Genomic DNA, 942 nt, shown 5'->3' on the forward strand with positions numbered 1-942 from the left:
CGAAAGACATTTTCCCCTTTCTCGCTGCCGGTGACAATAAGATCGGCGGATCGAGCCGAAATGCTCAGGAAGCGGGTTGGACTGCAAACAGCTTGCCCCCATTCGCTAAAGATCGAAGCAGGAACCAGCCTCTCGAATTCGGCTCGCAGTTCGGCAAGCCGCTTTTCGATTTCCGTGCGCTGGATCTGCATGATCTCGCCTTCGTAGACCATACCGTCGCCAGTCGCGACCAATGTTGGGACATCTGCAGCCGCCAGACCGATGAGACGGGCGCCAAACCGTTCCGCGAGCTCGATCCCCACCTTCACTATGGGCATGGGGGAAGCATCTACCGCGAGGTTCACGATAATCGACTTGTAGGACATTGCAGGCGCCTTTCGCTGGAACCGTCGAATGCGTGATGAATTGCATTCGACAGCTCACGAGGCCTTGATGCACGTCAAGGAACCCGCCAATTGCATCCGGAGGCGAAAACGTCGGCCTCGATCCGTTTTGCGTGTACGGAGAGAAGTGATAGTTAGCCTCTCTTGTAGGCGTATCGAATCCAGGGATCTCAGGTGAGCCAAGACGAAGCGCCTATTTTGTCGGCCGGCGGGATGACGCTTAAGACAGTCTTGTCGCAAATGTTCGAACAGGCTCCGAGCTTCATGGCTCTCATGAGTGAGCCAAATCATGTCTTCGAACTGACCAATACTGCCTACCAACGGCTTATCGGCGACAGGCAAGTGATTGGAAAGTCGGTGCGCGACGCCCTTCCCGAACTCGAAGGCCAAGGCTTCTACGAACTACTGGACCAGGTCTATGAAACGGGTGAACCGTACAGGGGACGGGCCGTGAAAGTCGCGCTTCGCAAGGGCGACGAACCTGCCGAAGAGCGCATTCTCGATTTCGTCTATCAGCCCATCAAGGCCGATGACGGCCGCATCACAGCTATCTTTGTCG

The 942-nt window shown here is 55.9% G+C and carries 2 protein-coding genes; one reads left to right on the top strand and one right to left on the bottom strand.

Features of this window, described 5'->3' with window-relative positions; translation table 11 throughout:
* Positions 1 to 365, bottom strand: a 365-nt coding sequence (locus EN750_RS36400; protein WP_189526748.1) for a universal stress protein, incomplete at its 3' end; no start/stop codon positions are given.
* Positions 366 to 596: 231 nt separating this feature from the next.
* Here EN750_RS36400 and EN750_RS36405 point away from each other — a divergent pair.
* The coding region (locus EN750_RS36405) for a PAS domain-containing protein (RefSeq protein WP_189526750.1) at positions 597 to 942 on the top strand (346 nt) is incomplete at its 3' end.

Source organism: Mesorhizobium sp. M7A.F.Ca.ET.027.03.2.1 (assembly GCF_003999175.1).
Classification (GTDB): domain Bacteria; phylum Pseudomonadota; class Alphaproteobacteria; order Rhizobiales; family Rhizobiaceae; genus Mesorhizobium.